The organism is Mesorhizobium sp. CA6, assembly GCF_020165035.1.
Classification (GTDB): domain Bacteria; phylum Pseudomonadota; class Alphaproteobacteria; order Rhizobiales; family Rhizobiaceae; genus Mesorhizobium.
Genome location: NZ_JAIUHI010000013.1, coordinates 30,803 through 55,807, shown reverse-complemented (window position 1 = coordinate 55,807; position 25,005 = coordinate 30,803). Strand labels below are relative to the sequence as shown.

Here is a 25,005-nt window from a genome sequence, read left to right as displayed (position 1 = left end):
ATGTTCACAAATGACCTGACCGGCACTGTCAGGAGGAACGTTAGAGAGGTTCTCAAATTTTACGGCGGCTGGAGCTACACCGGCGCGCCGCAAACGGCTATCAATCGTTGCGACGTCATTGCTCGGGGTGGTGAGAGGCGCGCGGCTTGCAGCTGGATTTGAAGACAATCGAGGCATTGGCCCCCGATCAGGCTTCGCTTGGCGCCGCGGCCAAGCTGACCAAGCGGTCGAACTGGCCGAGGCTTGAAGCACATGAGCAGCTTCCGCTCATCTGGGGCGAATGCCAGGGCTCGGGATCCAACCCGTACCGGGTCGCATTCGATACCTCCGATCACGGCTATAAATGCACGTGTCCGTCGCGAAAATTTCCGTGCAAGCACATACTGGCGTTGGCGTGGATCGATGCCACGGCACCCGACAGCTTCGCGCGTGTCGACCAGACGCCCGACTGGGTGAACGACTGGCTCGGCCGGCGCCGCAAGCCAGGACAGCCGCCGGCGCAAGCGCCCGCGCGCGCGGAAGGCAAAAGCATTGACGAGGCATCGCGGCCGGAAGAGATCGCTCCTGTTGAGGACGCTGCTGCCGCCGAACGCCGCGAGGCCGCGCAGCGCAAGCGGGCCGAGGACACGCGCAGCGCGGTTTCTGCGGCGCTCGATGAGCTCGACCAATGGATCGCCGACCAGCTTCGGCTCGGTCTCGCCGGTTTTGTCGGTGCCAGCAGCGAACGCTGCCGCCGCATCGCGGCCGTCTTGTCGATCTGAAGGCGACGACGCTCGCCGGGCGCATCGACGAGTTGCCGGCGCGGCTGATGGCGCTGCGCGGCGAGGAGCGCCCGGACGCCGCGATCCGCGAGCTCGGCAAGCTGGTGCTGCTCGGCAAGGCCTGGCGTGCCGCGCCCGACGATGCCGAATTGAAGCGCCTGGTCTCGACGTCGGAGACGCGCGACCAGATCCTCGCCAACCCCGATGCCGTCCGGGTCGAGAGCGACTGGGAGGTGCTTGGCGAAAAGATCGAGACGCGGCGCGACGGCCTTGTGAGCCACGCCACCTGGTTGCTCGATCTCAGGAGTCCAACTCCACGATTTGCACTCCTGCTCGATTTCTTCCCGGCATCAGCGGGGCGGCGCTCCGGCGCTTTTGCCCCCGGGGACCGCTTCAAGGCGAGGCTGGTGTTCTACCCATCCCGCAATCCGCTCAGGGCGCTGGTCGCGGAGCGGCTGGGCGACGCGTCGCCTGGCGCATGGCCGGCGTTCGCCGGCGGCGCCGAGACCGATCCGCTCGCCGCTTATTCCGTATTCCAGGACAAAACGCCTTGGCTGTCCGATTGCCCGCTCATCCTGCCGGCCGGCGCGATCGCGCTGGACGAAAGGGACGGCGCCTGGTGGCAGGCGGCGAACGATCCGCATGGCATCGCCTTGCCTGTCGCGGGTTCGGTTAATCAAACCTTGCTCGGTCTCAACCTCGCGGTGACGGCCGCGCTCTGGAATGGCGCTAGGCTCGAGCTTCTGGCTTCGCAAAGCAGCATGGGGAGGCTCGACCTGTCGTGAACGAGCTCGATCAGGCAGCGCTGGCGAGGCTGCGCGACGGCTGGATTTCCGGCGGCGCTGCTTTCGAATTTGCTCCCGTCGAATGGAAGGAAGTCGCGGCGGCGGCCAATCCGGACGAGCAGGAGCGGCGGCTGCTGGCCATTGCCGCGCAGGCGCTGGATGTCGCGCTTCGCCCGGCGGCGCCGAAAACCTTGAAACGCCGTCCGCCACTGCCATTGCTGGCCTTGCCGATGCTTCCCGAACGGCTGCGGCCATCGCTGCGTGCCGCACTGAAATATGCAGCCGATGCGAGGCTCAAGACCCGCGTGGCCACGCTCGTCGCCAGCCGAGGCTTCGTGCTGCATCCGATGGACTGGATGCCCGCTGCGACGGATCAGGACAGTCCGGAAGTCTATGCGCCTTGGATCGACTGGCAGGCAGGCGCCGAAGGCGAAAAACGGTCCGGCCGCGAGCAACTGACGGCGGAAACCTGGGACGACTTCTATCCAGCCGCGCGCCGTATTGCCTTGATCGATTTACGGCGCACCAGGCCTGCCTTGGCGCGGACTCTCATCGAGACCAAAGGGACAAGCGAACCGGCGGAGGTCAGGCTTCCACTTGTCGAACTCATGCGTTTCGGCCTTGGTACCGATGACGTTCCGTTTCTGAAGAGCTTGTCCGCCGATCGCTCCGGCAAAGTGCGCGAAATGGCCGGCCGGCTCCTGGCAAGGTTGGGCGAACCTGGCAATCCAACTGATGGCGGACCGGAGAATCCGATAGCCGAGCTCGCCGCTTTCATCGAGGAAGGCAAATCCGGCTTCATCCGGCGCCGCACCACCTATGCGCCGATAAAAATCAAGTCGCCCGCGCAACAGGCACGTCGCGCCGACTTGTTCGCGTCCTGTTATTTCGGCGATCTCGTCGCTCACTGCGGCAAGACGGAGTCCGATTTCATCGGGGCATGGCAGTTTGGCGTCGATGATAATGCCGACCTCTTTCTCGTTCGAATGGTCTCGGCGTCCGGCGGCGATGCGGCGGTGGCTTGTTTGGCGGACCTGCTCGTCGCCGCCGGCGGCAGGTTGGCGCTTCTCGTCCTCCAGCTCATGTTGCGTTTGGACGGCGGCAGAAAACGTCTCCTGATCAGGCAGATCCTGAATGACGCTCAAAATCTGGCCGCGCTCACCCTGGTTGAAGGCGCGGAAGCAGGCTGGCTGGAATGGGGCGACCTCACAAGCGGCAAGGCGCTTTCGGCGCTGCGTGCCGCCGTCTCGGGTGACAACGACATCATGAAACGAAGCGCCGAGCAGTATCTCGAAACCATGGGTTTTCTCGCCACGGCGGCGACGGCGGAAAAATTGATCGGCGAGGTCGTTGCCGCAGGCTTGCCGCCCGCATCGCCATCGCTCGGTCTGCTGCGGCTCAACGCGGCGCTTGCCCAGAACCAATCCCACAGATGATCAAACTGGAGACGATCGCATGAACGCAGCCATCCGCCTTCCGGTCGAAGAAATCTATGCGTCGGAACTGCAGGCGCTGGCGCGCGGCGACGACCGTCAGAAGCCTGCCGGCTGGAGCCTGTCGCCCAAAGCAGTGCTCACCTATCTGATGGGCGGCAAGGCCAGCGACGGCACGGTGATTTCGCCGAAATATGTCGGCCGCCGGCAATTGATGGAAACGGCGGTCGCCACTTTGGCTACCGACCGGGCGCTGCTTCTGCTCGGCGTTCCCGGGACAGCGAAATCCTGGGTGTCGGAACATCTCGCCGGCGCCATCATGGGAAACTCGACGCTGGTCGTGCAATGCACCGCCGGCACCGACGAAAACCAGATCCGCTATGGCTGGAACTATGCCCAGCTGTTGGCCAAGGGCCCGAGCCAGGAGGCGCTGGTGCCGACCCCGCTCTACCGCGCCATGCAGGACGGCAAGCTCTGTCGCCTGGAAGAATTGACGCGCATGGGCTCCGACGTCCAGGACACGCTGATCACCGTGCTCTCGGAAAAGATGATGCCGGTGCCGGAATTGAACACTTCGATCTATGCGCAGCGCGGCTTCAACATCATCGCCACGGCCAACAACCGCGACAAGGGCGTCAACGAGCTCTCCTCGGCGCTGAAGCGTCGCCTCAATGTCGTGGTGCTGCCCTTGCCTGAGGACATGAACGAGGAAGTCTCCATCGTCTCCCGGCGCGTCGGCGAGATGGCCGGTGGGCTTGACCTGCCGGTGCCGAAGAATGTCGGCGAGGAGATCGCCCGCGTGCTCACCATCTTCCGTGAGCTGCGCTCGGGCGCCACCGCCGACGGCAAGGTGACGCTGAAGACGCCGTCGGGCTCGCTGTCCACCGCCGAGGCGATCGCCACGATGGTCGGCGGCCTCAGTCAGGCGGCCTGGTTCGACGACGGCAAGCTTCACGCCGCGGGCCTTGCCTCGAGCCTTGTCGGCGCCATCGTCAAGGATCCGGTGCAGGACAAGGTGGTGCTGGAGGAATATCTGGAGACGGTGCTCAAGAAGCGGCCGGACTATGCCGGCTATTACGCGGCGCTCAACGCGGCCATCTGAGCGATGATTGAGGGCGGCATCAGCTATTTCGGCATTCGCCATCACGGGCCGGGCTCCGCCGAGAGCCTGGTCAAGGCGTTGCAGGAATTGCGGCCCGTCGCCGTGCTGATCGAGGGGCCGGTGGATGCCACGCCGCTGCTGCCGCTGCTCGCCAGCCCCGACATGAAGCCGCCGGTGGCGCTGCTCTGCTATCCCGAGGATGATCCCGCGGCAACGAGGTTCTGGCCTTTCGCCGAATTCTCGCCCGAGTACCAGGCGGCGCTGTGGGCCGTAGCCAACAAAGCGGCGCTTCGCTTCATCGACCTGCCGTCGGCGGCGCGGTTGGCCGAGAAGACGACTGAAAGTGCGACGGACGCCGATGGGGCCGAAGCGGAGGCGACGGAAGAGCAGGGCGAGGAGGCCGAACGCATCCGAGATCCGATCGGCACCCTGGCGCGCGCCGCCGGCTACGAGGACGGCGAGAGCTGGTGGTCGGATATCATCGAGCAGAATCCTGCACCCGGCCCGATCTTCGCGGCCATTGCCGACGCGATGACGACGCTGCGCGACGGCGAGGGCGCGATCGGCAACTTCGAGGCGATGCGCGAGGCGCATATGCGTCTCGAGATCGCCGCCGCGCGAAAGGAATTCGACGGACCGTTGGCCGTCGTCTGCGGCGCGTGGCACGTGCCGGCCCTTCGGGCGGCGCACACGCAAAAGAGCGACCAGGCGCTGCTCAAGGGCATCGGCCGACGCAAGACCACGATGACCTTCGCGCCATGGACCGGACCGCGCCTGGCGCTGGGCTATGGCTATGGCGCCGGCGTCGTCGCTCCCGGCTGGTGCAAGCATCTGTGGGCGACGCGCGGGCGCGATGATGCCTCGGTCCTTTGGCTGGCGCGGATCGCCGCGGTGCTCAGGGGTAAGGGGCATATGGTTTCCACGGCCTCTCTGATCGAGGCAGAGCGCTTGGCTCGCGCGCTCGCCGCCATCCGCGACAGGCCGAAGCCCGGCTTCGAGGAACTGCGCGACGCCTCGGTCTCGGCGCTCTTCAACGGCGAGGCTTTGCTGTGGAAGATGGTCGAGGCCGAGCTGCTGCTCGGCGCCGATGTCGGCGAGATTCCGCCAGACACGCCGCTTGCCCCACTGATCGATGATCTGCAGCGCAACCAGAAGGCGGCCCGGCTGAAGCCCGAGGCCCTTGAGCGGGAACTTTCCGTAGACCTGCGCAGCGAGAGCGGGCTCTTCCGCTCGACATTGCTGCACCGGCTGAATGTGCTTGGCGTCAACTGGGGCAGGCTGACGGATGTCGGCCGCAGTCGCGGCACGTTCCGCGAGCGCTGGATGTTAGCCTGGCAACCGGAATATGCGGTTCGCCTGGTCGAGAACCTGGTCTATGGACCGACCATCGAGAAGGCCGCCAATGGCCGCCTGATCCAGATGATCGGCGCGGCCGCGACACTGGATACGCTTGCCACACTGGTGCAAAACGCGATCACGGCGGGGCTGAGCGAGGCGTCCGCCGCCGGGCTGGCGGCGCTGGAGGAAAAGGCGGCGCACAGCAGCGAGTGCCTGGAGCTGCTGGCCTCGGTGCCGCCGCTGGCCGACATCATCCGCTACGGCGAGGCGCGCAAAACCGAGAACGAACGCCTCGCCGGCCTCTTGGAACGGTTGATCATCGAAGGATCGATCGCGCTGCCTTATGCGGCGCGCGACCTCGACGCGCAGGCCGCCGCGGCATTGATGGCCGCGTTGCGCAAGGCCGACGAGGCGATCAGGCTGGTCGAACCGGACGAGCATGTCCTGGAGGCCTGGCGCAACGGTCTGGCTGCCGTGCTCGATTCATCGCGCTCGACGGCGCTCGTCGCCGGCTGCGCCGCGCATCTGCTCTACGAGCACGGCCGGCTCTCCGCCGAGGCGACCGCTAATCTGCTCGCAAAGCGTCTGTCGCCGGGGACGCCCGTTGCCGATGCCGCGGCATTCTTCGAAGGCTTTTTCAGCGGCGCCGGCCAGAGGCTGATCTACGACGAGGGCCTGCGCGGCGCCGTCGATACCTGGTTGGCCTCGCTGGAAGAGGAAGCTTTCGTGGCGCATCTGCCGCTGCTGCGCCGCGTCTTTTCCAACCTCGACAGCATGGAGCGCCGGCGCCTGATCGAGGCCGTGCTTGGCAAGAGAGCGAGCCTGCCCACCGGGCTGACGCCGGCGCCGGACGGCGGCGAGGCCTGGCGCAGGCATTTTGCCCTTCTTGGAAAGCTGCTCGCAGGGGAGCCCCGCCATGGCTGACGAAGCGACTGGGCCGGAGCTCGATCAGACGCTGGACAATCGGGAGCGTCGCTGGCGGCTGGCGATCGGCGCCGACGAGGAGACATCGTCGGCGCTCTCGGCCGAGGATCGGCGGCTGTCTGCGGCGCTCGACGCGCTCTATGGCGACGGCAGCGGCGACACCGCCGGCGATCCGCGTAAGCGGCGTGGCGGGCTTGGCCGCTCGGCGCCGCGCGTCGCTCAATGGATGGGCGACATCCGCTCCTTCTTCCCCGAGCAGGTCGTGCAAGTCGTGCAGAAGGATGCCTTCGAGCGGTTGAACCTGAAGCAGATGCTGATGGAGCCGGAATTCCTCAAGGCGATCGAGGCCGACGTCAATCTCGTCGCCGACCTGATCTCGCTGCGCTCGGCAATGCCGGACAAGACCAAGGACATCGCGCGCTCGATCATTACCGATATTGTCGCGAAGCTGATGCAGCGTCTGGAGCAGAAGACCGCGGAGGCGATCCGTGGCGCGCTCGATAAGTCGCGGCGCACCAACCGCCCGCGCCAGCGCGACATCGACTGGCCGCGCACTATTACGGCGAACCTTCGCCACTACCAGCCGGACCACAAGACCGTCGTGCCGGAAAAGCTGGTCGGCTTCATGCGCCGCCAGCGGCGGCTGGTCGATCTCGACGAGGTAACGCTCTGCGTCGACCAGTCCGGCTCGATGGCAAGCTCGGTCATCTACGCCTCGATTTTTGCCGCCGTGATGGCGTCACTGCCAGTCGTGCGCACCAAACTCGTATGTTTCGACACCGCCATCGTCGATCTGACGGAAGAGCTCAGCGATCCGGTCGAGGTGCTGTTCGGCGTCCAGCTCGGCGGCGGCACCGATATCAACCAGGCCGTCGCCTATTGCGCCGAGCGCATCGAGCGGCCGACCAAGGCGCATTTCATCTTGATCACCGATCTCTACGAGGGCGGCAACGGCAAGGAGCTTCTGCGAAGGCTGGCGACGCTGGTGCGGTCGGGCGTCAACGTGGTCGTGCTGCTCGCGCTTACCGACCAAGGCCGCCCCGGCTACGACCCTTCCATGGCCGGCTCGGTCGCGGCGCTGGGCATTCCGGTCTTTGCCTGCACGCCGGATCACTTCCCCGACATGATGGCGGCGGCGCTGCGCCGCGAGGACATCGGCGCCTGGGCGGCAGGGGCCGACATCAAGCTCGTTCGCGCCGACGCGGAAGAGCCAAAAACGGATGCGTGAGGCACGCGCCTGGCTTTAGACTCTATTTGTTCGTGCGCATTTTTTGCCGCGGATTGATGCCGCCGCTGGCCGTTGTGTCGTTCTCGACGTCGCCTTCGGTCGTGTTCTCGCCGAGCTCGAGATCATCGCCTTCCTTGATGCTGCCCTTTGACGTTCCGATGCCTGGATTGTTTTCCAGATCGGCGTCGCTCGGTTTGCGCGATTTGAGATGCTTGGTGCTCATGGCAGGCTCCTTCCAAGATTTGCTGGATGAGGAACTGATTGGCCGAAGCGAATGTTCCGAGCCCAATTGGCCGCCGCCCCGTTCCGAGACTCCGACTTCGTCAAAGTCCGAACGGATAGGTTTCGGGTACACCGGTCCTGGCATGCTCCGGCCCAAGCGGCGTCACCGCTTTCGTCTTGTCGAACCAGACGAAGGCGTCGAACTGTCTCGGCAGCGAGGCATCGGCATAGTGGCTGCGCAGTTCGGTTTCCGGTCTGTAGATCACGCCGATGAAGCGCTCCAGCCGCCGCTCCAGCAGGCGATGTCTCAGCGCGGCGTCGCGGTCCATATCGAGCAGGAACCGCAACACCCCGCTGTCGTGGCAGAGCCGTTCGTAGCTGTCCGCATGCGAAGGGCGCACCCGCATGACCTGCATCGGATCGTCCCAATCGGAAGCCGCGGCCACCGTTCCGGAATGGGTGCCGAAGCCGATCAGCGCCACTTGGTCGCCGAAGCGCTCGCGGCAGAGCTGGCCGATGTTCAACTCCTGCCTGATCGTTCCCATCTCGGTGAAGCGGGCATCGCCGATATGCGAGTTGTGGGCCCAGACGACGGCCTTTGAGTCCGAGCCGCGCGCCTCGAGTAGATGCTCTAGCGTCTCGAACATGTGCGTGTCGCGGAGATTCCAGGATTCCGCCCCGCCGTAATACATGATGCGATAGTAGCGTTCAGCGGCTGCGATCAGCCTTGCGTTCTGCGTGGCATCGAGAAAGTCGGCGCCGTCTTGTCGAGCGTAGTCGAGCTGTCTTGCAAGCAGCTCCTGACATTGCTCCAGCACGGCTTGTTCGCATTTGCGATAGCCGGCGGTGAGCACGGCGCGCCCGTATGTGGAAGGCTCTTTCTGCCACGGCGTCAGGCAGCCATAGCGTTGCCGCGCAGCGGCGGCGGCATCCGGATCGACCTGATCGAGATAGCGCAGGACGGCCGCAATCGACGCGCTCATATTGTAGATGTCGAGACCGTAAAAGCCGGCCCGGCGGTTTACATCGTCGAGGCCTCCATTGTGATCCCGCATCCAGCCGACGAATGCGTCGACATCGGTGTTGCGCCACATCCATGTGGGAAAGCGCTGGAATGGCGGCTCTGTGGCCGCGCGCGGCGGCCGATGGCGGACATGGCGGTCAATGGCCGCAGCATCCGGCCAGTCCGCCTCAACCGCGACGATGCTGAAGCCATGCTTTTCGATGAGCCGACGCGTGATCGCGCCGCGCGCCTTGTAGAATTCGGAGGTGCCGTGACTGGCCTCGCCGAGAAGGACAACACGCCGGTCCGCGAAGCGGTCGAACAGATCGCCGAAGACCGGGCCTTCGAAATCCGGCAGCGGCTCGGCGGCGGCCGCGATCATCTCCGGCAGGCTTCTTTCGCGCGGCTGCGGCGTGACCACAGCCGGTCGATCGGCTCCATATCGAGGCCGTTCCGCCCAGCCTTGTTCGCCGATGAGCGGAACGAACTGCACGCCACCGAGGTCTTCTTCCTCGTAGGTCGTTGCGCCGGTTCGGGTGACCTTCAGCAGCCGCTGGTCGTCGACCTCCTTGCCGACGGGGATCACCAGACGGCCACCGACATCGAGCTGTTCCTGAAGCGCCAGCGGCGCGCCGGGACCGGCTGCGGCCACCAATATGGCATCGAACGGAGCGGCGTCGCTCCATCCCTTGGTGCCGTCGCCGGCGCGAACCTCGATATTGTCGTAACCGAGGCGTTCGAACCGCTGCCGGGCGATTTCGGCGAGCATCGCATGGCGCTCTATCGTGTAGACGCGGGCTGCAACACGACTCATCACTGCCGCCGCGTAGCCCGAACCTGTGCCGACCTCGAGAACGCGGTCGCCAGGATCGATCTCGGCGGCTTCGATCATGTAGGCGACCATGAAGGGTTGCGAGATCGTCTGACCCTTGCCGATCGGCAGAGGGGTGTCCTCATAGGCGAATTCCTCGAAATCGGGGTCGACAAAGACCTCGCGTGGAACCTCCCGCATGGCCTCCAGAACCCGGCGGTCATGAATTCCACGCTGGGCGATCTGGACATCGACCATCCGGCCGCGCGTCAGAGAAAGTTCGGCCATCAATGCCTACCGATCATGGACAAGTACCATCTTGCCCAGAACCATCTGCGGGCGGGAAAGTTTCATGTCCGGGACGATTTCAAGCATCCTCCGTTACGACACTAGAACGGCTTCTCGCTGATCACCTCGAAGCGCTCGACCGCGCAATGCTCGCCGACAAGCGTCAGCACGTCGGTCGAAGGTGGAATAGCGTCGGGCTGCTTCCACAGAATGTTGAAGGAATAAACAAAGCGCTCACGGTCTGCGTCATGCTCCATGCCGACGAAGCGGGCACTGTAGCCAAGCGGCCGCACCATTTCCTGGAGGTCGGGCGGCGCGTTTTTCGGCCAGGAGACCGAAAGGATTGCCTTGTGATCGCGCCGGATCTTGAGGTCGACCCATTTCAGCGCCTGCAGTGTCACCAGCGTCAGCACGGTTGCGATCGCGCCGAGGCCGTACTGACCGCCGCCGAAGGCAAGGCCGATCATGGTCATGATCCACATCGTGGCGGCGGTGGTGACGCCGGTGACCAGATCGCCGCGTCGCAAGATAGCGCCGCCGCCGATGAAGCCGACACCGGTGAGCACGCCGAGGGCAAGACGCATCACATCCATGCGCACGAAGGAGTCCGGTCCTTTGCCCGAGACACCGAGCAGCATGTTGGCCTGGACCATTGCGACGCAGGCCGCAAGGCCGACCAGGATGGTCGTCCGCAACCCGGCGGAATGACCGCGGGCCTCGCGGTTCAGGCCAATGAGGAAGCCTGCAAGCACCGTGACCAGCAGCCGCGCGACGAGGTCCGGCCATGTCGGATGAAGCGGCATGTCGCAGCAAAGCGGCGTGAGCATGGTCCGTCGGGGCAGCCTAAGCGCGCCCTCCGTTGCGTCTGGAATGCTCAACTAGGCTTGGCCGCCGATGGTTCCCTGGCCGCTACTCTATCATGCGCGAATCGCCTCACCGGACGGCAATGCTCAGCACCAGCGCCAGCACGACGATGCCGACCAGCCCGGCGATGAAGATGATGCGACGGGTGCGCGTGCGCAGGATGATTTCGCCCTGTCGCGCGCCCTGCCCCGAAAACACCGGACCTTCGCTGTCGCGGTCCTTGCTCATGGTTGTCTCCTTCCCTGTGAGCGGGCACGGGAGGCGTCAGAGCAGGAACCGTTTTGGCCGGCATGAAGTTCCGCCACGCGGATGCTGAGGCGAGGCAGGGCCGGCTACCGCGACCGGCCGAAAACCGGCCGCGGGAAAGTTGGCTCAGCCGAATTTCGGGTCGAGGCTGCCCGATTTGTAGCGCTTGGCCATGTCGGCCAGCGGGATCGGCTTGATCTTCGAGGCGTTGCCGGCGGTGCCGAACTGCTCGAAGCGCTCCTTGCAGAGCTTCTTCATCGCGGCCATGGCCGGCGTCAGATATTTGCGCGGATCGAACTCCGATGGGTTCTCGGTCAGCACTTTTCGGATCGCGCCGGTCAGCGCCATGCGGTTGTCGGTGTCGATGTTGATCTTGCGCACGCCATGCTTGATGCCGCGCTGGATCTCCTCCACCGGCACGCCCCAGGTCGGCTTCATCTGGCCGCCATATTTGTTGATGATCTCCTGCAGTTCCTCCGGCACCGACGACGAGCCGTGCATGACCAGATGCATGTTGGGCAGGCGGCGATGGATCTCCTCGATCACGTTCATCGCCAGCACCGCGCCGTCCGGCTTGCGCGAGAATTTATAGGCGCCGTGGCTGGTGCCCATGGCGACGGCCAGCGCGTCGACATGCGTGTCGCGCACGAACTGCTCGGCCTGCACCGGATCGGTCAGCAACTGGTCGTGGCTGATCGCGCCCTCGACGCCGTGGCCGTCTTCCTGCTCGCCGCCGCCGCTCTCCAGCGAACCCAGCACGCCGATCTCGCCTTCCACCGAGACGCCGCCCCAATGCGCCATGTCGACGACGCGCCGCGTGATGCCGGAATTATAGGCGTAGTCGGCCGGCGACTTGCCGTCCTCCTTCAGGGAGCCGTCCATCATCACCGAGGTGAAACCATACTGGATCGCGGTGACGCAGGTCGCTTCGTTGTTGCCGTGGTCGAGATGCATGCAGACCGGGATGTCGGGATGGATCTCGACCAGCGCGTCGATCAGCTTGGCCAGCACCACGTCATTGGCATAGGCGCGCGCGCCGCGGCTGGCCTGCAGGATGACCGGCGACTTGGTCTCCTCCGCCGCCTCCATGATAGCGAGGCCCTGTTCCATATTGTTCATGTTGAAGGCAGGCACGCCATAGCCATGTTCGGCAGCATGGTCGAGCAATTGTCTCAGTGTGATGCGAGCCAACGAATAGTCTCCCGTATCTGGTTCGAGCCCGTGTTTGAAAAGGTCGCCCGGGCGTCGGGCGGCCCCGTTGCTTCTGGCCGGATTTCGGAGCTACCGCAACCTTTCGGAGCCTTTTCGGTCGCAATTCTTGTTGCAGGGCTGAAATCCGGCGCTTCGGACTTAGGCGGCGATCTTTGCGCGGGCGGCGAGGATCTCGACGCAGGCTTTCGCCGCTTCCTTGCCCTTCACGGTGAAATGCTCGTGGAAGAAGCGGTGATGCTCGGCGCTGTCATGGTAGTTGTGAGGCGTCAGCACCGCCGACAATACCGGCACGCCGGTCACGAGCTGCACATTCATCATGCCGTCGATGACGGCGCTCGCCACGAAGTCGTGCCGGTAGATGCCGCCATTGACGACGAAGGCGGTGCCGAGGATCACGGCGTAACGGCCGGTCTCGGCAAGGGTCTTGGCGTGCAGCGGGATCTCATAGGCGCCCGGCACGTCGAAGACCTCGACGGCAAAGCCGCCGAGCGCGGCAAGCTCCGCCTCGAAGGCCTGCACGCATTGGTCGACGATATCGGCATGCCAGCGCGCCCGGACGACGGCGACACGATGGGCAGTATGGTCTTTGGGGAAATGCTGATTCATGGGTCCTTCCTTCCGTTTCGAACCAGAATCAGGACGCACGACGCAAAAACGCGGCCCGCGCGAGCGGAGCCGTCTCCTGCGATCGTTCTCTTCCATCCGGACTGTAACCGTCGGCTCCGGAATCGCACCGGATCTGCTGACCCTTCCGATAGGTTGGAAGGCGCTCGCGGGCTTGAGCGATCGAAAATCGCCCTTACCGCCGGTGGGGACTTTCACCCCGCCCTGAGAACATTAACGCAGGTTTTATGGGAGGGCAGGGCAATAGTGTCAACTGGCGATGACATCGCGGTCGTCATCCTAGGGCGGAGCAAGGAGCGAAGCGACGCGCGCAGACCCTAGGATCCATGCCGTGGCGCTAAGGCATTGCAACGGTTACAGAATTCTGCACCGTTGCGCTCGATGACGGAGGTCACGGCATGGATTCTCGGGTCAAGCCCGAGAATGACGACGTGCTGGGGAGATCAGCTAATTACCCACGCTCCGGAAACATTGCCTTCAGCCCCTCGCGCGAGGCCTTCGCCACGCCGCGCTCTGTAATGAGCCCGGTGACCAGCCGCGCCGGCGTCACGTCGAATGCCGGATTGGCCGCCGGTGTCGCATCCGGTGAGACCCGCACCTGCGCGACCTTTCCGTCGGCCGTCTTGCCCCACACCAGCGAAACCTCGTCGCCGGAGCGCTCCTCGATCGGGATTTCCTTCAGCCCGTCGGCCACGGTCCAGTCGATGGTGGGCGAGGGGAGCGCGACATAGAAGGGCACGTCATTGTCGGCGGCCGCGAGTGCCTTGAGATAGGTGCCGATCTTGTTGCAGACATCGCCATCGGCCGTGGTGCGGTCGGTGCCGACGATCACCATGTCGATGTCGCCGCGCTGCATCAGGTGGCCGCCGGCATTGTCGACGATCAGCGTGTGCGGTACGCCGTGTCCCGCCATTTCCCAGGCGGTGAGCTGGGCGCCCTGGTTGCGCGGCCTCGTCTCGTCGACATAGACATGCACCGGAATGCCGGCCTCGGTCGCCAGGTAGATCGGCGCGGTGGCGGTGCCGTAATCGACCGTCGCCAGCCAGCCCGCATTGCAATGGGTGAGGATGTTGACGCTCTCGCCCGGCTTCTTCTTCGCCGCGATCTGCCTGATAATCGCAAGCCCGTTTTCGCCGATGGCGCGGTTCAGCCCGACATCCTCATCGGCGATCTCGGCGGCCCGTCTGTAGGCCGCTTCGGCACGCTCTGCAGGCGCGAGCGGCTTGAGGTGCTGGCGCATCTCGTCCAACGCCCAGCGCAGATTGATCGCCGTCGGCCGTGTCCTATGCAGCGTCTCCCACACCGCGTCGAGCGCTTCGTCCGATGGGTCGTCCATCATCTGGATGGCAACGCCATAGGCCGCGGTGACGCCGATCAGCGGCGCGCCGCGCACCCACATGTCGCGGATCGCGGTGGCGATGCCGGTGACGCTTCCGATCTTCTCGATGCGGAATTCATGCGGCAGCCAGCGCTGGTCGATGATCTCGACCGAGCGCTTGTCGTCGCTGAGCCAGATGGTGCGATAGTGGCGTTCGCCGACGTTCAAAGGCTCTTCTCCTGTTCGATCAGCGCGGCCAGCTTGTTGACCTCGTCGATGCTGTGGATCTGGCGCCGGTTGACGGCGATATGGCGGCCGAAGCGCAAAGCCTTGGCTTCACATCTGGCGCGCAGGTCTTGATCGGCAATGGTCTCGAAATCGGCATTGTGGGCGAGACCCAGGATGCGCCGGTGCACCTCGATGCCGGCAAAGCCGAGCAGGTCGGTCCAGATGGAGTGCAGCATATGGTCGAGCGCCTGCTCGGAGCCGAGCAGATCGCCCTGATCCTCGAACAGGCTCTTCTGGTAGAGGATACCGCTGCGCTCGGTCCGCCACAGATGCGAGAACTCGGCGCGGAAGGTCGCCCAGGTCTCAGCCGTGACGCCGAGCAGATAGGCGCGCATGGAGTCGCGGCCGCCTTTCTCCTCGTGGCCGCGTTGCGAGAAGAAGGCCATCCAGAAATTGGCGAGCAGCATGCCGACGTCGAAGGCGATCGGGCCGTAGAAGGCGAATTCCGGATCGATCATCCGGGTCTCGCTGTCGGTCACCATGATCGAGCCGGAATGCAGGTCGCCATGCAGCAGCGTCTCGGCATTGGCGGCGAACAGATGCTTCAGCCGCTGCGCCTCGACCTTGAGGTCGCGGTCGGCGCGCAGCTCGGCGACCAGGCCGTCGAGCTGCGGCGAGGTATGCCGGTTCATCTTGGCATCGAAATAGGGGTCGGAGAACACCAGGTTCTCGGTGATGTCGCACAGCTCGACATTGTCGGCGAACAGCGCAAGATCGGCCTTGCGCTCTTTCGTCACCATCGACAGGTCGGAGCCGCGGAACAGTGTGCGCGCCATGAACAGGCCGATGTCGCGTGCGATGTTCGGTAGTTCGCGGCCGTCGATCAGCGCCCGCCTGAGGATGATGTGCGGCGGCGCCAGATACTCCATGACGATCAGCGCCTGGCTCTCGTCGAAATGGTAGATCGCCGGTACCGAGCCGGGCGCACGGCGCTCCTGCCTGGTCAGCGCATGATATTCGAAGAACGAGCGTTTGAGCGGCAGCGGCCAGCTGTCGCCGACCAGCCGCACATAGGGCAGCGCCTGCTTGACCACCGCGGCACCCTTGTCGCCTTCGACGATGAAAACGAGGTTGAGATTGCCGTCGCCGACCTCCTGTACCTTCCAGCGGCTAGTGTCCTTGCCGATGCGCTCCGTGAGGGCCGCAGTCTCGCCAAGGCGCTCCGGCAGCGTTTCCACCGACAATGCTTCGAACTTCCCGGTCATGCTCTCCCTCCTGCGCGTGGTTTCCGACGATAGCGGAGCCACAGCGGCGGGGCCAAGCTAGGAAGCGCTCTGGCAAATGTCAATCGTGTTGACAATTGCCGAATGAGCCCATAGCGTCACGATCCGGGAGGAATGGATGGGCGCAGATGCCGTGTTCCATGTGGAGGGCCTGAGGAAATCCTTCGGCCAGAACGAGGTGCTTGGCGGCATCTCGCTCGACCTCTTTGCGGGCGAGGTGACCGTGCTCATGGGCGCCAACGGCGCCGGCAAATCCACCCTGGTCAAGATCATCAGCGGCGTCTACGAACACGGCGCAGGCTCGATGCGGCTTGCCGGCAAGGCCTTCGACCCGCAGACACCCGCCGAAGCCATTCGCGCCGGTGTCGTCACCGTGCACCAGAACATCAATGACGGCGTCGTCGCCGACCTCGACGTCGCCACCAATCTGACGCTCGACCGGCTAAGCGGCAAAGGCGCGTCGTTGCTTTTCAAGCCTGCCGATGTCCGCGCCGAGGCGAGAGCCGTCGCCGACCGCATGGGACTTGCCATCGACCTCAAGGCGCGCGTCAGCGACTTGTCGTTGGCGGATCGGCAGATGGTGGCCATCGCCCGCGCCATGGCGCATCGGCCTAAGGTCCTGATCCTCGACGAGCCGACCTCTTCGCTATCGAGCGCCGAGGCCGATCGGTTGTTTTCGCTCATTGATCGGCTGCGCGGCCAGGGCGTCGCCATCCTCTATATCTCGCACCGGATGTCCGACATCAGGCGACTGGCCGACCGCATCGTGTCGATGCGCGACGGCGTGGTCTCCGGCATTTTCGACCGGAAGCCGCTCGACTATGAGGGCGCGGTCAACGCCATGCTCGGCCGCAAGATCCATCTCGACAGGGTGGTTGCCAGAAGCTCGGCCCGAGCCGTCTTCTCCGCCGAAGGGTTGCGGCTGGCGCAAGGATCGAGACCGATCTCGATGACGCTCGGCGCCGGCGAGGTGGTGGCGATCACCGGCCTGGTCGGCGTCGGCAAGACGGCGCTGGCGGAAACGCTGTTCGGCGTGCGCCGGCCGCTCGCCGGCACCATGCATATGGACGGCAAGCCCCACGCGCCGGGCTCGGCGCGCGAGGCGATCGCCGCCGGCGTCTTCCTGGTCGCCAAGGACCGCGCCGCGAGCGGCATCGTCGGCGGCTTCAACATCGAACGCAACATCAGCCTGCCGTTCCTCAAGCGCATGTCGGACCTCGGCGTCATGAAGAAGCGCGCCGAGCGCGCCGCCGCTCGCCGCCAGATCGACGAGCTCGGCATCGTCTGCCGCTCGGAGAAGGACGAGCTTTCGGCGCTCTCCGGCGGCAACCAGCAGAAGGTGATGGTGGCGCGCTGGATGTCGCAGGCCTCGCGCCTGTTTATCCTCGACGAGCCTTTCCAAGGTGTCGACATTTCGGCGCGTCGCGACATTGCCGCCAAGCTGAGGGCAAGCGCCGACGGCCGCGCGACGCTGATCTTCGTTACCGAGCTCGACGAGGCGCTGGAGACCGCCGACCGCATCCTGGTGATGTCGGAACACACGATCGTCGGCGAGCACCGCAACGATGACATCGATCTCGACCGGCTGCTGGCGGAAGTGGCCGGCGGACCGCTTCACAGCGCGGCGTGAGATCGCAGGATGACGAGACTCGGGAGTGCAGGCATGAGTTCCAGTTTGGCGGGCAAGGCAACGGCGCGGGAGCGTTCGATGACATTGCGCGATTACGCCATCCGCTACGGCTTCATCGTCCTGCTGGTCGGGCTGATCGCCTATTTCGCGGTCGCCGCCGATGGCTTCGCTTCGCCGCAAAGCGCTGTGTTCATCTTCCAGTCGGTGGCCATCACCGGCGTGCTGGCGCTCGGCGTCACCGCGACGCTCGTCGTCGGCGGCTTCGATCTGTCGATCGGCTCGGTCGCCACCAGCGCCATGATGGCGGCCTCCTACGCCATGGTCGTGCTGGAGCAGAACGCGATCGTCGCCGTCATCGCCTGCCTTGTCATCGGCGTCATCGTTGGCCTGATCAATGGCTGGCTGATCGTCTATATGCGCGTGCCCGATCTTCTGGCCACGCTCGGCATGATGTTCCTGCTGCTCGGCCTGCAGCGCATTCCGACGGAAGGCCGCTCGATCGCCACCGGCATGACCATGCCCGACGGCTCGGTCGCCAACGGCAAGTTCTCGGAGGCTTTCCTGGCGCTCGGCCGTCACCGCATCGACTTCTTCATCCCGAACCTGATCCCGGTCTCGGTGGTGGTCCTGGTCGCGCTCGCGGCGCTGATCTGGTTCTTCCTCGAATACACCCGCTTCGGCCGCATGATGTATGCCGTTGGCAGCAATGAGAGGGCGGCTGAGCTCGCCGGCGCGCCTGTCAAGGCATACAAAATCTGGGCTTATGTGATTTCGGGAGTTTTCGCCTCAATCGGCGGGATTTTGCTTGCCGCCCGGCTTGGACGCGGCGACATCGCCTCGGGTAATAATCTGTTGCTCGACGCAGTCGCGGCGGCGCTCATCGGCTACGCTGTGCTTGGCGCCGCCAAGCCAAACGCCTTCGGCACCGCCGTCGGCGCGGTGTTCGTCGGCGTCCTGCTGCAAGGCCTGACGATGATGAACGCGCCTTACTATACGCAGGATTTCGTCAAGGGCGCGGTACTTGTCGTCGCCCTTGTCTTCACCTTCGCCCTTTCCGGCAGGGGCAAGAGATAGTTTCGACCGGGGCATAACAAATGGAGGAAAACGAAGTGAACATCACAAGAAGACTTTTGGGGAAGGCGGCACTCGGCCTCGCCGGCGCGGCGCTGCTGATGCAGGGCACGGCATTGGCGGCGGACCGCCCGGCGCCGTTCGACAAGCCCGGCGTCAAGATCGCGCTGGTGCGCTATCTGTCGACAGGCGACTTCTTCCAGGCCTATCTCTCCGGCGTCGAGGCGCAGGCCAAGGCGCTCGGCGTCGACCTGCGCGTGCTGGACAGCCGCCAGGACGCAGCGCTCCAGGCCGACATGGTCGACCAGGCGATCGCGCTTGGCGTGCAGGGCATCATCATCCAGCACGGCCTGACGGAATCGATGAAGGACGCCGCCCAGCGCGCGGTCGATGCCGGCATCAAGGTCGTCGCCTTCGACGTCAATGTCGAGAACCCGAAGATCCCGCAGATCGAGCAGTCGGACAAAGACCTCGCAAAGCTGGCGCTCGAGCAGGCGGTCAAGGACAATGGCGAGAGCTGGAAGGCCGGCTATGTCTATGTTGCCGGCATCGCTCCGCTCGACCGCCGCAACGAGACCTGGGTGGAGGTGAAGAAGAAATATTCGGGCATCAGCGAGGTCGCGCAATTCGGCACGCTCGACAATCCGATCGCCAACTCCGTCGCCAATCAGGCGCGCTCGGTGCTGCAGGCGCATCCCGATATCAAGGTGATGTTCGCGCCCTATGACGAGTTCGCCAAGGGCGTGAAGATCGCCGTCGACGAGGCGGGGCTGAACAAGGCCATCAAGATCTATTCGGCCGACATCTCGACCTCGGACATCGCCGCCATGCGCGAGCCGGACAGCGCCTGGGCGGCGACCGCCGCCACCAACCCGGCCGTCGTCGGCCAGGTCTCGGTGCGCGCGCTGGCGCAGCTGCTTGCCGGTGAAGATCCCGGCCACAACGTCATCGTGCCGCCGACGCTGATCACCCAGAAGGAGCTGATCGACAAGGACATCAAGAACATGGAAGACCTGTCGGCCAAGCTGCCGCAATTCGCCCATGCCGACGTCGCTATGCCTGCCTGGATGCCGAACCCGAACGCCAAGTAAGTTTCTGCCGGCCGCAAATGAAGAGAGCGGTCCAACGGACCGCTCTCTGCCCTTCGGCCGGCCCAAGGCGGTTTTATCGCTGCCAGAAGGGCAGCTTGGCGATCTCCGCCTCGACCTCTTTTCTCGTCAGCCCGATGTCGTCGATCAGATGCGGATTGTCCCTCGCTATACGCTTGAGCTCGAAGCGGAAATAGGCCTGCTTGCGCCGCTCGGCGATAAGGCTGCGCAAGGCCGCCAGGCTAAAGCGCCCGCGCCTTGAGTGCATTGCCGGTGCCGCCGCCAGACACATAGAGGGCGTGAAGCTATCGTTCATGGCAACCTCCATCGAATGAGGGTTTTGAACCCTCGACCTGATTGAGATAGCAGTGTGCCGCAGGCGGCTGGCGGCGTAATTAAGCCGTCCCAAATAGTTCTCAAAACTTCCAAATCGGCTAGAGCGGTTCACCGTTTCACGAAAACGGCGAACCGCTCTATCCCTTTGTTTTTACGCAATTCGGACGGATGGTTACGGCGAAGTCGCCGAACTTAACCGCTTCACACTTTTCCTGGAATTGCTCTATAGATCGCCGCATGCAGGGATCGCGCTTCGCTTTCGGACCGTTCGTGCTTGATCCGGGCGCGGGAACGCTGCTCCGGGGCGATGTTCCCGTCGCCGCCAGCCATCGCGGGCTGAAGCTGCTGGAGGCGCTCGTCGCGCGTCCGGGCGAAATCCTGGCCAAAGCCGAGCTGATGGATGCGGCTTGGCCTGACATGGCAGTCGAGGAAGGCAATCTCACCGTCCAGATCGCGCAGCTCAGGAAGCTGCTTGGTCCGGCGACCGGTGGCGGTGAATGGATCGCCACGGTGCCGCGCGTCGGCTACCGCTTCACCGGCACCGTCGAACGGCCCGATGCCCCACGCAAATCCTTGCCGCTGCCCGACAAGCCGTCGATTGCCGTGCTGCCCTTCGTCAATCTGAGCAGCGATCCCGAGCAGGACTCTTTCGCCGACGGCCTGACCGAAGACCTGATCACCGATCTCTCCCGGATACCGGGCCTCTTTGTCATCGCGCGCAACTCGGTCTTTGCCTACAAGGGCAAGGCCATGGACGTGCGCGCCATCGCCGGGGAGCTCGGCGTGCGCTACCTGCTGGAAGGCAGCGCCAGGCGCGCCGCGGGGCGGGTGCGCATCAATGCCCAGCTGATCGACGCGCTGAGCGGCGAGCATCTCTGGGCGGAGCGTTTCGATCGCAGTCTTGAGGACATTTTCGCCGTTCAGGACGAGGCGACGGCCAAGATCGTCGAGGCGCTGCTCGGGCGGCTGCGCGCGCTGCCGGAGCGCAACCGGCCGAAGAGTCTCGAAGCCTATGATCTCGTCGTGCGGGCGCGAAAACTGTTCGACGAGTCGCCGCAAATGGCGCGCGAAGCGCATCTGATGCTGACGCGCGCGGTTTCGCTCGACCCGGACTACGCGGAGGCCTATCGCTGGCTGGCCATGAACCATTGGATGGGCTGGGTGCATTGGGGCGAGCCGTTCGAGCCTGCCCGCAGCACGGCCCTGGAACTGGCGCGCAAGGCTGTGGCGATCGATCCCAACGATGCCGGTTGCCGCTGGGTTCTGGCGAACCTTCTTGCCTATGAACGCGATTTCGAACGGTCCGAGGCGGAATTCGCCAAGGCGATCGAGCTCGACCCGAACGAGGCGGATATCTGGGCGACATTGTCCGACATCGACGTGCTGGGCGGGCGGATAAGCGAGGGCCTGGAGCACATCCGCAAGGCCTTCCGGCTCAACCCCTTTCCGCCGAGCTGGTACTATCTGACGCTCGGCCAGGCACAGTATGCGGCCTGTGACTACGAAGCCGCCGTCGAAACGCTGCGCCGCGACGAGACCTACCGCACAAGCTCGCGCCGCTTTCTGGCGGCAAGCCTGGCGCAGCTCGGCCGTCTCGACGAGGCGCGCACCGAGGTCGCGCTGTTCCTCGTCGGCAATCCGCATTTCTCCACGCAGCGCTGGGTCGAGACGGAGCCGTTCCGCGACGACGCGATGCTTGAGCATTTCGTCGACGGCTTCCGCAAGGCCGGCCTGCCGGAGTGATGCGGCGATGTGGCCCACTGGCCGCTGCCGAGATTTCGAATCCTCAGGTCTTTTTCACCGGCCGGCGCGCGCCAGCCCATGCGCCACCAGACGGTCGATGACCTCCGGATAGCTGACGCCGCTCGCCGCCATGGCCTTGGCGTACATGCTGATGTTGGTGAAGCCGGGAATGGTGTTGAGTTCGTTGATCAGGAAGTTCATGTCCGGCATCAAGAAGAAGTCGACGCGGGCCATGCCGTCGCAGCCGAGCGCCCTGAACGCCCTTGCAGCCGCGTCGCGCATGGCATCCTCGACCTTCTGCGGCAGCTCGGCTGGCACGATGAGTGCCGCGCCGTTCTCGTCGATATATTTGGCGTTGTAGTTGTAGAAACCGTGGCTCTCCGCAGGCACGATCTCGCCCGGCCGTGAGACGAAGAGTTCGCCCGCGGGGCTCTCCAGCACGCTGTATTCGATCTCTCGGCCACGGACGAATTCCTCCGCCAGCAGCTTGCGGTCATGTTGGAATGCTTCCGCCAGCGCGTGGTCGAATTCCTGGCTGGCATTGACCTTCGCGACGCCGACCGACGAGCCCTGCCGCGCCGGCTTGATGAACAGCGGCAGGCCGAGCTGGTCTTCCAGTTCGGCGAGCGGAGGCGCGGCACCTTCATTGATCGTCACCGAGCGCGCCACAGGCAGTCCGGCCGCCTTCAGCAGCCGCTTGGCGATGTCCTTGTCGAGCGCCGTGGCGGAGCCGAGGATGCCGCAGCCGGCGAGCGGCACGCGCGCCACCTCGGCCACGCCCTGCACCGCGCCGTCCTCGCCATGCAGGCCGTGCAGGACCGGAAACAGGATATCGATGGGAGGCAGGTCGTGGGGCACACCGCCGGCAGGGATCGCCAGCACCCGTCCATGGCCGCCCGGCACCAGGCAGAGCTGCGTGCCGGCCGACGGCGTCGCCAGCGCGCCGTCCTCAAAGCGGCTCAGCAGCCATTGCCCTTCGCGGGTGACGAAGATCGGAACGGCATCGTATTTCGCCGGGTCCAAGGCAGCCATGACGTTGGTTGCTGAAAGCAGCGATACTTCATGCTCGGCGGAGCGCCCGCCAAAGAGCACGCCAATACGAAGTCTTTTCGCCGCCATCTGGAGCTCCACCAATGATCAGGGTTGGAGCCCCGCATGCGAACACGAGGCGCCCTTAAACTGGCTGAGCAATACGCGAAGGATTGGTGTGGATTTTGACGGGTTCGAGCAGTTCTTCAGCAGAAGCGCCAAAGGCCTTCGGTTCAAACTGCGTCAAGACAATGGGACATGGAGCGGCTCGTCGTTTCGCGAAAACGATGAACCGCTCCAGTGCCTGCCTTTACATCATCAGCGCAGCGCAGCCGCGATGTTGCCGCCGTCCACCGTTGTCACATTCGCCGTGGTGCGCTCGGCCAGCGCCTGGTGCAGGAAGGCCTGCGCGACGTCGTCGGCCGTCACTTCCTGTCCCAGCAGATTGCCGGACATGTACTCCTTCTCCGAGACGCCGCGCGCGCCGGAACGGCTGGCGATCATCGCGTCGGTCAAGAGACCCGAGCGGATGCGGTCGGCGTTGACCGCGTTGGAGCGGATGCCATAGGCGCCGTAGTCAAGCGCATATTGCCGCGACAGGAACAATGTCGCGGCTTTCGGAATGCCGTAGGCGCCGAATTTCGGGCCGGGATTGATCGCCTGCTTGGAGGTGTTGAAGAGGAGCACGCCGCCCGTACCCTGTTCCAGCATGATGCGCACCGCATTCTGCGCCGCCGACTGGTGGGCGAAGAAATTGAGCTCGAAGCTTTTGCGCAGCGTCGCGTCGTCCAATTCGCCGATGCGGCCTTCCCAGGCTGCACCCGCATTCGAGACCAGGATGTCGACGCCACCATAGATGGCGACCGCCTTGTCGAAAGCGGCGCGCATCTCGGCCGGCTTGGTGATGTCGGCGCCGACGCCGATCGAGTTGTTGCCGGCCGCCTTCGCCGCTTCCGCTGCCTTGGCTGGGTCGAGATCGACGATCACGGCATGCGCGCCATTGGCCGCGAACAGTTTTGCCGTCGCGGCGCCGATGGCGCCGGCGCCGCCGGTGATCAGCACCACCTGGCCGGTCAGCGGCTTCGGCTTGTTCGAAGCGAGCTTGGCCTGCTCGAGCGACCAGTATTCGAGCGGGAAGAGGTCGGCCTTGGAGAGCGGATGGAAATTGCCGATCGCTTCTGCGCCGCGCACCGCCTCGATCCACATCTCGCCGACATCCGACGCGATCTTGGCCTCCTTCAGCGTGCGGCCATGGCCGAACATGCCGAGACCCGGCACCAGCGTCAGGCGCGGCATCGGGTCGAGCATGGTGCGCTTGACGTCGTCCAGCGCGTCATTGGTCTCGAAATAGGCGGTGTAGTCCTTGACGAAGGCATCGACATGGCTGCGGACGACGGCCTTGTAGTCGCCGAGCTTGTCGACGTCGGGCGCCGGTACCGCCATCGGTCCGGTCTTGATGCGGATCGACAGGTCCGGCGTCGAAACGCCGCGCCCGGCCAGCTCGGCGATCTTGGCGGAATTGATGAAGTCGACGATCGCGTCCGAGGTGCGGAAGTCGCTGATCATGCGGTCGAAGCGGCCTTCGCCGCGCGCCACGGCAACGGCGCCGCGCAGCGTCGGCGCGATGTCGCTGGGCTTGGCAAGCTTTGCCGGCAATGCTGCCTTGGCCGGCTGCGGCTTGCCGTTTTTGGCGACATAGTCCTCGGCCATGGTCACATAGTGGATCATGCGGTCGTAGGCCTGTTTGGCATCGTCGCCGAAGGTGAAGATGCCGTGCTTGTCGAGGATCAGGCCCTCGACTTTTCGGTCGGCGTCGAAGATTTCCGCCGCAGCCTTGGCGAGGTCGAAGCCCGGCTTGATGTAGGGCACGTAACCCATCTTGTCGCCGAACACCTTTTTCACCAATGCCTTGCTGTCTTCCTGGTCTACGACGGCGAGGATCGCTGTCGAATGCGTGTGGTCGACGAACTTGTGCGGCAGGAAGGCATGAAGCAGCGTTTCGACCGACGGGTTGGGCGAGGACGGATCGATGAGGTTGGAGCGCTGCAGCGCCACCATGTCCTCGTCGGAGAGCTTGTCCAGGGAGCGCGCCTTGAGCAGCGCGCCCATTTTCACCGCCGGCAGGCCTTGCGGCTCGATGACCGCCATGTCCCAGCCGCTGCCCTTGACGCAGAGCACGTCCCATTCGTCGCCGACGAGATCGGTGGCCTTGGTCTTGCAGGAAGTGTTGCCGCCGCCATGCAGCACCAGGCGCGGCTCGCCGCCGAGCAGGCGGGTCGTGTAGACGCGCAGCGCAAGGTCGCGGCCGACGCCCTCCCTGGCATAGTCGGCAACCATCTTTTCCGCGTCGGCGTCATTCCAAAGGTTCTGCATGTCGATCCGTCCGATTCCGTCTTTTCTTGCTCATGAACAGAAGGCCGCGACGTCGTGATGACAGA

21 protein-coding genes and 1 riboswitch are annotated in these 25,005 nt (G+C 64.7%); of the genes, 10 read left to right on the top strand and 11 right to left on the bottom strand.

Annotated elements, in window-relative coordinates; genetic code table 11:
* Positions 1–146 precede the first annotated feature (146 nt).
* From LB526_RS19985 to LB526_RS19960, 6 genes are all read left to right on the top strand, one after another.
* Positions 147–761, top strand: coding sequence for an SWIM zinc finger family protein (locus tag LB526_RS19985; RefSeq protein WP_224629377.1), 615 nt, complete (start codon positions 147–149; stop codon positions 759–761).
* A complete protein-coding gene (locus LB526_RS19980) occupies positions 668–1,546 on the top strand; it encodes a hypothetical protein (protein WP_224629375.1) in 879 nt (292 codons plus the stop codon). Before LB526_RS19985 ends, LB526_RS19980 begins: the two co-directional genes overlap by 94 nt.
* Before the next feature lie 230 nt (positions 1,547–1,776).
* Positions 1,777–2,982 carry a DUF5691 domain-containing protein gene (locus LB526_RS19975; protein WP_224629562.1) on the top strand — a complete coding sequence of 402 codons (1,206 nt, stop codon included), beginning with the start codon at positions 1,777–1,779 and terminating at the stop codon, positions 2,980–2,982.
* Positions 2,983–3,001: 19 nt separating this feature from the next.
* The gene (locus LB526_RS19970; RefSeq protein ID WP_224629373.1) at positions 3,002–4,081 is read left to right on the top strand and encodes an ATP-binding protein; all 1,080 of its coding nucleotides are present in this window, start codon (positions 3,002–3,004) and stop codon (positions 4,079–4,081) included.
* A gap of 3 nt (positions 4,082–4,084) precedes the next feature.
* Complete coding sequence (locus tag LB526_RS19965; RefSeq protein ID WP_224544314.1) at positions 4,085–6,343, top strand: DUF5682 family protein; 2,259 nt, start codon at positions 4,085–4,087, stop codon at positions 6,341–6,343.
* Positions 6,336–7,571, top strand: coding sequence for a VWA domain-containing protein (locus tag LB526_RS19960; RefSeq protein ID WP_140844271.1), 1,236 nt, complete (start codon positions 6,336–6,338; stop codon positions 7,569–7,571). The genes LB526_RS19965 and LB526_RS19960 overlap by 8 nt, the downstream gene beginning before the upstream one ends.
* A 22-nt stretch (positions 7,572–7,593) precedes the next feature.
* On the opposite strand, the gene LB526_RS19955 is transcribed toward LB526_RS19960, so the two are convergent.
* From LB526_RS19955 to mtnK, 8 genes are all read right to left on the bottom strand, one after another.
* A complete protein-coding gene (locus LB526_RS19955) occupies positions 7,594–7,794 on the bottom strand; it encodes a hypothetical protein (protein ID WP_095768799.1) in 201 nt (66 codons plus the stop codon).
* Between the two features lie 100 nt (positions 7,795–7,894).
* On the bottom strand, positions 7,895–9,895 hold the full coding sequence (locus tag LB526_RS19950) for a protein-L-isoaspartate(D-aspartate) O-methyltransferase (protein WP_224629372.1): 2,001 nt from the start codon (positions 9,893–9,895) through the stop codon (positions 7,895–7,897).
* A 101-nt stretch (positions 9,896–9,996) separates the two neighbouring features.
* Positions 9,997–10,722 (bottom strand): MgtC/SapB family protein, encoded by a 726-nt coding sequence (locus LB526_RS19945; RefSeq protein WP_095768797.1) that lies wholly within the window; start codon positions 10,720–10,722, stop codon positions 9,997–9,999.
* A 106-nt stretch (positions 10,723–10,828) separates the two neighbouring features.
* Positions 10,829–10,987 (bottom strand): peptide ABC transporter permease, encoded by a 159-nt coding sequence (locus tag LB526_RS19940; protein WP_224544316.1) that lies wholly within the window; start codon positions 10,985–10,987, stop codon positions 10,829–10,831.
* A gap of 144 nt (positions 10,988–11,131) precedes the next feature.
* Complete coding sequence (gene fba, locus LB526_RS19935; protein ID WP_095768796.1) at positions 11,132–12,196, bottom strand: class II fructose-bisphosphate aldolase; 1,065 nt, start codon at positions 12,194–12,196, stop codon at positions 11,132–11,134.
* Positions 12,197–12,355: 159 nt separating this feature from the next.
* Positions 12,356–12,823 (bottom strand): 6,7-dimethyl-8-ribityllumazine synthase, encoded by a 468-nt coding sequence (locus tag LB526_RS19930; protein ID WP_224544317.1) that lies wholly within the window; start codon positions 12,821–12,823, stop codon positions 12,356–12,358.
* An 80-nt stretch (positions 12,824–12,903) separates the two neighbouring features.
* Positions 12,904–13,057, bottom strand: a riboswitch (FMN riboswitch).
* Positions 13,058–13,292: 235 nt separating this feature from the next.
* The gene (mtnA, locus tag LB526_RS19925) at positions 13,293–14,387 is read right to left on the bottom strand and encodes an S-methyl-5-thioribose-1-phosphate isomerase (protein WP_224544318.1); all 1,095 of its coding nucleotides are present in this window, start codon (positions 14,385–14,387) and stop codon (positions 13,293–13,295) included.
* On the bottom strand, positions 14,384–15,652 hold the full coding sequence (mtnK, locus tag LB526_RS19920; protein WP_224544319.1) for an S-methyl-5-thioribose kinase: 1,269 nt from the start codon (positions 15,650–15,652) through the stop codon (positions 14,384–14,386). The genes mtnA and mtnK overlap by 4 nt, the downstream gene beginning before the upstream one ends.
* A 136-nt stretch (positions 15,653–15,788) precedes the next feature.
* Between mtnK and LB526_RS19915 the strand changes: the two genes are divergently transcribed.
* From LB526_RS19915 to LB526_RS19905, 3 genes are all read left to right on the top strand, one after another.
* Positions 15,789–17,300, top strand: coding sequence for a sugar ABC transporter ATP-binding protein (locus LB526_RS19915; protein ID WP_224544320.1), 1,512 nt, complete (start codon positions 15,789–15,791; stop codon positions 17,298–17,300).
* Between the two features lie 78 nt (positions 17,301–17,378).
* On the top strand, positions 17,379–18,374 hold the full coding sequence (locus tag LB526_RS19910; protein ID WP_224544400.1) for an ABC transporter permease: 996 nt from the start codon (positions 17,379–17,381) through the stop codon (positions 18,372–18,374).
* Between the two features lie 35 nt (positions 18,375–18,409).
* On the top strand, positions 18,410–19,462 hold the full coding sequence (locus tag LB526_RS19905; RefSeq protein ID WP_224544321.1) for a substrate-binding domain-containing protein: 1,053 nt from the start codon (positions 18,410–18,412) through the stop codon (positions 19,460–19,462).
* Between the two features lie 73 nt (positions 19,463–19,535).
* Here LB526_RS19905 and LB526_RS19900 read toward each other — a convergent pair whose 3' ends face one another.
* The gene (locus tag LB526_RS19900) at positions 19,536–19,775 is read right to left on the bottom strand and encodes a DUF1127 domain-containing protein (protein ID WP_411967836.1); all 240 of its coding nucleotides are present in this window, start codon (positions 19,773–19,775) and stop codon (positions 19,536–19,538) included.
* 257 nt (positions 19,776–20,032) lie between these two features.
* On the opposite strand from LB526_RS19900, the gene LB526_RS19895 reads away from it, so the two are divergent.
* Positions 20,033–21,538 (top strand): winged helix-turn-helix domain-containing tetratricopeptide repeat protein, encoded by a 1,506-nt coding sequence (locus LB526_RS19895; protein WP_224544322.1) that lies wholly within the window; start codon positions 20,033–20,035, stop codon positions 21,536–21,538.
* A 54-nt stretch (positions 21,539–21,592) separates the two neighbouring features.
* Here LB526_RS19895 and LB526_RS19890 read toward each other — a convergent pair whose 3' ends face one another.
* Positions 21,593–22,657 carry a D-alanine--D-alanine ligase family protein gene (locus LB526_RS19890; RefSeq protein WP_224544323.1) on the bottom strand — a complete coding sequence of 355 codons (1,065 nt, stop codon included), beginning with the start codon at positions 22,655–22,657 and terminating at the stop codon, positions 21,593–21,595.
* A gap of 228 nt (positions 22,658–22,885) precedes the next feature.
* Positions 22,886–24,940: a bifunctional aldolase/short-chain dehydrogenase gene (locus tag LB526_RS19885; protein ID WP_224629370.1), complete on the bottom strand. Its 2,055-nt coding sequence runs from the start codon at positions 24,938–24,940 to the stop codon at positions 22,886–22,888.
* Positions 24,941–25,005 lie beyond the last annotated feature (65 nt).

Coding starts and splice junctions, on each gene's coding strand:
- LB526_RS19980 (WP_224629375.1), top strand. CDS start 668: ATGGATCGCCGACCAGCTTCGGCTCGGTCTCGCCGGTTTTGTCGGTGC.
- LB526_RS19975 (WP_224629562.1), top strand. CDS start 1,777: ATGCTTCCCGAACGGCTGCGGCCATCGCTGCGTGCCGCACTGAAATAT.
- LB526_RS19970 (WP_224629373.1), top strand. CDS start 3,002: ATGAACGCAGCCATCCGCCTTCCGGTCGAAGAAATCTATGCGTCGGAA.
- LB526_RS19965 (WP_224544314.1), top strand. CDS start 4,085: ATGATTGAGGGCGGCATCAGCTATTTCGGCATTCGCCATCACGGGCCG.
- LB526_RS19960 (WP_140844271.1), top strand. CDS start 6,336: ATGGCTGACGAAGCGACTGGGCCGGAGCTCGATCAGACGCTGGACAAT.
- LB526_RS19955 (WP_095768799.1), bottom strand. CDS start 7,794: ATGAGCACCAAGCATCTCAAATCGCGCAAACCGAGCGACGCCGATCTG.
- LB526_RS19950 (WP_224629372.1), bottom strand. CDS start 9,895: ATGGCCGAACTTTCTCTGACGCGCGGCCGGATGGTCGATGTCCAGATC.
- LB526_RS19945 (WP_095768797.1), bottom strand. CDS start 10,722: ATGCTCACGCCGCTTTGCTGCGACATGCCGCTTCATCCGACATGGCCG.
- LB526_RS19940 (WP_224544316.1), bottom strand. CDS start 10,987: ATGAGCAAGGACCGCGACAGCGAAGGTCCGGTGTTTTCGGGGCAGGGC.
- LB526_RS19930 (WP_224544317.1), bottom strand. CDS start 12,823: ATGAATCAGCATTTCCCCAAAGACCATACTGCCCATCGTGTCGCCGTC.
- mtnK (WP_224544319.1), bottom strand. CDS start 15,652: ATGACCGGGAAGTTCGAAGCATTGTCGGTGGAAACGCTGCCGGAGCGC.
- LB526_RS19915 (WP_224544320.1), top strand. CDS start 15,789: ATGGGCGCAGATGCCGTGTTCCATGTGGAGGGCCTGAGGAAATCCTTC.
- LB526_RS19910 (WP_224544400.1), top strand. CDS start 17,379: ATGACATTGCGCGATTACGCCATCCGCTACGGCTTCATCGTCCTGCTG.
- LB526_RS19900 (WP_411967836.1), bottom strand. CDS start 19,775: ATGAACGATAGCTTCACGCCCTCTATGTGTCTGGCGGCGGCACCGGCA.
- LB526_RS19895 (WP_224544322.1), top strand. CDS start 20,033: ATGCAGGGATCGCGCTTCGCTTTCGGACCGTTCGTGCTTGATCCGGGC.
- LB526_RS19890 (WP_224544323.1), bottom strand. CDS start 22,657: ATGGCGGCGAAAAGACTTCGTATTGGCGTGCTCTTTGGCGGGCGCTCC.
- LB526_RS19885 (WP_224629370.1), bottom strand. CDS start 24,940: ATGCAGAACCTTTGGAATGACGCCGACGCGGAAAAGATGGTTGCCGAC.